Source organism: Desulfobulbaceae bacterium (assembly GCA_013792005.1).
Taxonomy (GTDB): domain Bacteria; phylum Desulfobacterota; class Desulfobulbia; order Desulfobulbales; family VMSU01; genus VMSU01.
This window is the reverse complement of the sequence record VMSU01000119.1, coordinates 1-5,205: the sequence shown is the minus strand read 5'-3', so window position 1 is coordinate 5,205 and position 5,205 is coordinate 1. Positions and strand designations below refer to the sequence as shown.

Genomic DNA, 5,205 nt, shown 5'->3' with positions numbered 1-5,205 from the left:
TTTCTATTCCATGATTTGGCGCTCCGGTGCCAGATTGTCATTCCCGGCGCTAAGATAATTCATCTGGGTCTGTGAAATTTCAACGCACGAGTTATTTAAGGATGAAAAAATAGTAGGGGAAATTCTTTTTGACGCAACGGCAAACCCGCGAGACATATTTCCATTTTTGGCAATCCACTATCCTGATTTTTTCTTGGTGAACGATCGAGACTGCTTGACCAACGACCCGAAAAGGTTTAGCGTCCACCGGGTTGACACAGATCAAATTATTCCATATCATTGTTATGTGAATAATCTATGCGAGGTATGAAAAATGAACTCTCTAAAAAAACTCAAGATGACGAAAGTTAAGGATTTTTTCTCCTCGAAAGAGGATGTGAAACGAGTAGGTTCATCCCTCGAAGCAAAAACTGCCCAAGCATTTTTGGATTTTGCAAGATCCAAACAGAAAGTCCAAGAGCTAGCCCATCTGAAATATCTCGACTGATAGTCGCAACGCTAAGCCACTTCCATTGCAAACCGCCACGCCCCTCCTCTGTACAGGTGATGCGTGTCCCCCCCCCGGCGGTTTTTATGCCTTGTGTGAGGTGCATTTTAAATTGTACCTGTATGGGCTTTCCAGGCCTAACTTCATGGAGCCACCCTGTGGGCGAATCTTCGGGACCGTGCGACCGATGAGACCGCGCGGTCACTCAAATGTGTTTGCATGGTGCAATTTTGGGCATAAACTTGATGGATTTATTAAACCGATTGGTAGAGTGAGCCGATTAAGGTAGTAGGCGCAATCCCTCACAAAAAAAACATCATGATTACCTTCTCCCGCGAAAAATTAATCAACGCTATTTTGTATTTTGCCAAAAATACCAACTATTGCGGCAAGACAAAGCTTATGAAGTTGTTGTATTTTTTGGACTTCATTCATTTTAGGCAAACCGGTAAGTCTGTTACTGAAATGGATTATTATGCCTGGGATTTTGGGCCAGTTCCAGTGAAGGTTTGGGGAGAATTAACATCGGGTATGCAAGCTGACATGAACGCGGCAATCTCGATTTCCACAAAAAAAGATTTCCAACATATCCTAGCAAAACAAAAATTTAGTGATGAGTTCTTTTCTCCTCGTGAATTAAGGATTCTTGAGCAAGTTGCATTCATTTACTGCGACTCGCCAACCAATGAAATGGTTGAATTAACCCATTTAGAGAATACCCCTTGGGCAAAAACGCTTGCAGAAAAAGGGGTACGTGAAAAGATAGATTATTTCCTCGCCATTGACTCTAAGGATGGAAGTCTCTCGCTAGAAGAAGCGTCATATAGAGTGAGCGAACGAGAGGAAATGAAAGCTATCTTCGGCACCACCTAAATGCTAGTCAAGGGTGGCGTCTACCTTTATAAGAATATGATTTTTTATGATGGAGAAAAAGGGGATAAGTATATAATTTTAATCAACGATCCTGAGCCGAAGGGGATCGGCTGTTTCGTTAAGGTGACATCTCAGCCCCGAGGCCCGTTTACGCCTGGTTGCCTTGGCCCTTCACACCAACTCTTCTTTATCCCCGCAAAAGCTGAACATTTTCCACTACCGACCTGGGTTTAGTTGCACGAAGTGTATCCTTATGCGCATGATTCTATACAGCCTAGTAACGGAGTAGTTCACTGCGGGAGATTGTCCTCCCAATCTGTTGATGGAGTCATAAAATGCCTTTTGGCTCACGCGGGTGATGATCTTCCTCAAAATCTACTCCGATATATTCAACCATCAAAAGCGACAAAACTTGCTGATTTGGCTGCTAGATTTAAGGGCCTCAGGTAGAGATCGCCCTCATTTTCATGTATCTTTAATCTGGAACTCTGTTTTTTGCCGAGAGATAAAGAATTTTTTTACAAGTATGTTTGTGTTGAATGGACAGAACGGGAAGCCTCTTGCCGAAAATGGTAGGGGGCTTTTTTGTGGCCATGACGGCTTGCAATAAGCCAGCGTGCGGGGAATAGTGCGGGAATGATTATGGAAGTAACAAAAAAAAGGGATTCAGATATTCTCTGAATCCCTTGTGTTTGTAAGTGGTAGCGGGGACAGGATTCGAACCTGCGACCTTCGGGTTATGAGCCCGACGAGCTACCGGACTGCTCCACCCCGCGTCACGATTCAGACACTATAGTTGGATGTGGTTGTGAAGTCAAGCGATAAGGTGAAGAGAGGTGTAAAACTTTGCAGGTGAGAATTTAATTATGGGTTGTGGAGGTTATCTCGGATTCGATGGGCAAAGGCATGTGGCGGTGAGGAGACTGTAAACGGGAGGTGAAAATTGAGTAAGGGATCCCTCGCGGTTGACAACAGCATGGACGGTAAATCCCTTGACCAGAAGTTTATCGTCTGCCTCTCTGGTAATGGCGTAATTAAAACGGCAGGAAAATTTTCTAAGTTCGATCATGGCGGTACGTATGGTCAACATGTCGTCGTAACGTGCCGAGGCCTTGTAACGGACATAGGACTCGACCACTGGTAAGATCATTCCCTGTTCCTCTAGTGACCGGTAGGTACACCCCGCGTCTCGCATTAACTCGGTTCGGCTTAATTCAAAAAAACGGAGATAGTTGGCGTAATAGACAACTCCCCCGGAATCCGTGTCGCCATAGAGTACTCGATAGTGACAAATATGCGCTTGATCCGGGAGGGGAATCTGAATCTGGGTCATGAGTTAACGTTGTAATAGGGTAGCGAAAAATTCCGCTCCGGATCGAAGGAGTGATCGTGAGTTGTTGGCGCTCTCCTCACAGTAGGTGCCACCGCAACCTGGAGCGGTATTTCTGGAGTCGAAAAGGGCGATGGGTACCGGCAGTGCGACGTGGGTCTTAAGCGCGATCGGGGTGTAGTGATCACAGGTGACAGCGACACGAAAATCTTGTCCTGACATGCCGTTGATAATTGGTTGAACGATTTTCTGATCAAAATCTTCAATAGCCTGGATCTTCTCCTTGATCAGACCTTGGTGGCCGGCTTCGTCCGGGGCTTCGACATGGACAAAGACCAGATCGTGACGTTCCAAGGCCTTGATGGCGGCATCAGCCTTGCCTTGATAGTTAGTGTCAAGGTAACCGGTGGCGCCAGGCACGTTGATTACCTCCATGCCGGCGTAAACACCCATACCTTTGAGCAGGTCGACTGCTGAGATCAACGCGCCGCTGATTCCGAAACGGCTCTGCATTGTTGGCAGGGAAGGGGACTTGCCTTCACCCCAGAGCCAGATGGCGTTGGCTGGATGGTGTCCGGCTTTGATCCGCGCGAGATTAACCGGATGGTCGGCCAGAATGGTGCGAGCCTTGGTGACCAGGGGGCCGAATATCGGGTGAGTGAGATATCCGTTCCAGAGGGAGGTGACATCGCAATCAGTATGGTCGTGTGGGGGAGTAGTGATAAGATTGTTGATTGTCTGGTTAATCACCAAGAGGTGTCGGTAGCTTATCCCGGGATAGAAGGTGACGCCAGGACGATTGAGTTCAGCGGCAAGGGCAGCGATCAGTTCGCCAGCCTCATGGGTGGAAATATGTCCGGCGCTGTAGTCGATCATGGTTGGTCGTTCTTGCTGATCGAAGGCCAAGGTAACTAGGTTGCAGCGGAAGGCGGTGTCATGGTCCGCAAGCGTTACATGTAAACTTGCCGCCTCCAAGGGAGCGCGTCCTGTGTAGTAATGCTCTGGGTTGTAACCTAACAGGGAGAGGTTGGCCACATCGCTACCGGGTGACATCCCATCAGGCACCGTTTGCAGGGTATGAAGTTCTCCTCTCATGGCGAGTGAGTCCATTGCCGGTGTGTGTGCTGCCTCAAGGGGGGTCTTGCCGCCAAGCTCAGCCAGCGGGAAATCCGCCATGCCATCCCCAACCAGAATGATGTATTTCATCTTTGGGCCTTCGCTTTATTCCAGAATCCGGATCTTGACAGTTTTTTCGGTGATAATATCCAGGGAGTCGATTTCATCAAGCGCTGCGCTTACCGCTTTTTCTTGAGCTGTGTGAGTTCGGATTACAATGGGTACCGGGCCAATGTCCTGTCGTTTCTTTTGGATTACCGATTCGATGCTGATCGCGTTTTTACCTAAGATGCCCGCGATTGCTGCGAGAACTCCAGGTTTGTCTACGGCTGAAATTCGGAAATAATAGGGGCAGCTGATCTTTTCCATGGGGGTGATGGTGCAATTTTTAATCTCCGCAGGGAGGAAGGAGAGGCTCGGCACCCGGCCCACACAGTCGAACGCTATATTCCTGGCGATATCGACAATATCGGCAACTACGGCGCTGCCGGTAGGCAATTTGCCTGCCCCCTGACCGTAAAGAAGGACATTGCCAACCATGTCACCGTTGAAGTTGATGCCGTTCATCGCCCCGTTGATGTTGGCCAGCAGATGATCATCAGGGACCATGGTCGGGTGGACCCTGGCCTCAATATGGTTGCCGTGGTTGCGGCTGATGGCCAGAAGTTTGATTCGGCAGCCGAATTGGCGGGCGAATTCAATGTCAATGGGCTTGATTCGAGAAATCCCTTCGATAGTGACATCGTTTAAGCTGATGTTGATACCGTAGGCCATGACCATCAGGATCACCAGCTTGTGGGCGGTATCGATCCCCTCGACGTCATACGTAGGGTCGGCCTCGGCGTAACCCTTGGCCTGGGCATCCTTGAGAACTGTGTCAAAAGCCAAGGCATGATCGGTCATCTGACTCAGGATATAATTGGCGGTGCCGTTCATAATGCCCATGATTGAAAGGATGGTGTTGGCTGCCAATCCTTCCTTTAACGCCTTGATTACCGGGATGCCGCCGCCTACCGAGGCTTCAAAACCGACTTCAACCCCTTTGGCGCTTGCCGCCTCGAAGATTTCCCGGCCATGGGTCGAAAACAGAGCCTTGTTGGCAGAGACCACATGTTTGCCCGCTGTGATGGCTTTGAGGATAAAGGTTTTGGCTGGTTCGATCCCGCCGATCAATTCGACCACGATATCAATTTCCGGATCGTTAAAGATATCGTCGGCGTTTCTGGTCAGAGTGCAGTTGTTGAATTGTTCAGGCAATGAGGAGATATTAATGTCCGCCACTGTTTTAAGGATGATAACAAGGTTCGTTTTTTTGCTTAGGGTAGCGGCCTGGGCTAAGAGGACCTCGGCAGTGCCGCTGCCGACTGTGCCAAAGCCTATGATGCCAACGTGGATTTTT

At 48.8% G+C, this 5,205-nt stretch carries 4 protein-coding genes and 1 tRNA gene; 1 reads left to right on the top strand and 4 read right to left on the bottom strand.

All coding sequences use genetic code 11. The features are described 5' to 3' along the window. The first annotated feature begins 805 nt into the window (after nucleotides 1-805). A complete protein-coding gene (locus tag FP815_06915; GenBank protein ID MBA3014671.1) occupies nucleotides 806-1,360 on the top strand; it encodes a DUF4065 domain-containing protein in 555 nt (184 codons plus the stop codon). 699 nt (nucleotides 1,361-2,059) lie between these two features. Here the strand turns inward: FP815_06915 and FP815_06910 are convergent. The 4 genes from FP815_06910 to FP815_06895 all read right to left on the bottom strand — a co-directional run. Then, nucleotides 2,060-2,136, bottom strand: a tRNA-Met gene (locus FP815_06910). Between the two features lie 104 nt (nucleotides 2,137-2,240). After that, complete coding sequence (locus tag FP815_06905; protein MBA3014670.1) at nucleotides 2,241-2,693, bottom strand: acyl-CoA thioesterase; 453 nt, start codon at nucleotides 2,691-2,693, stop codon at nucleotides 2,241-2,243. 3 nt (nucleotides 2,694-2,696) lie between these two features. Beyond that, on the bottom strand, nucleotides 2,697-3,896 hold the full coding sequence (locus FP815_06900) for a cofactor-independent phosphoglycerate mutase (GenBank protein ID MBA3014669.1): 1,200 nt from the start codon (nucleotides 3,894-3,896) through the stop codon (nucleotides 2,697-2,699). Nucleotides 3,897-3,911: 15 nt separating this feature from the next. Further along, nucleotides 3,912-5,205, bottom strand: a 1,294-nt coding sequence (locus FP815_06895) for a homoserine dehydrogenase (GenBank protein ID MBA3014668.1), incomplete at its 5' end; no start/stop codon positions are given.

Bases quoted from the DNA above. Each gene is read 5' to 3' on its own strand.
- FP815_06915 (MBA3014671.1), top strand. From the start codon at position 806: ATGATTACCTTCTCCCGCGAAAAATTAATCAACGCTATTTTGTATTTT.
- FP815_06905 (MBA3014670.1), bottom strand. From the start codon at position 2,693: ATGACCCAGATTCAGATTCCCCTCCCGGATCAAGCGCATATTTGTCAC.
- FP815_06900 (MBA3014669.1), bottom strand. From the start codon at position 3,896: ATGAAATACATCATTCTGGTTGGGGATGGCATGGCGGATTTCCCGCTG.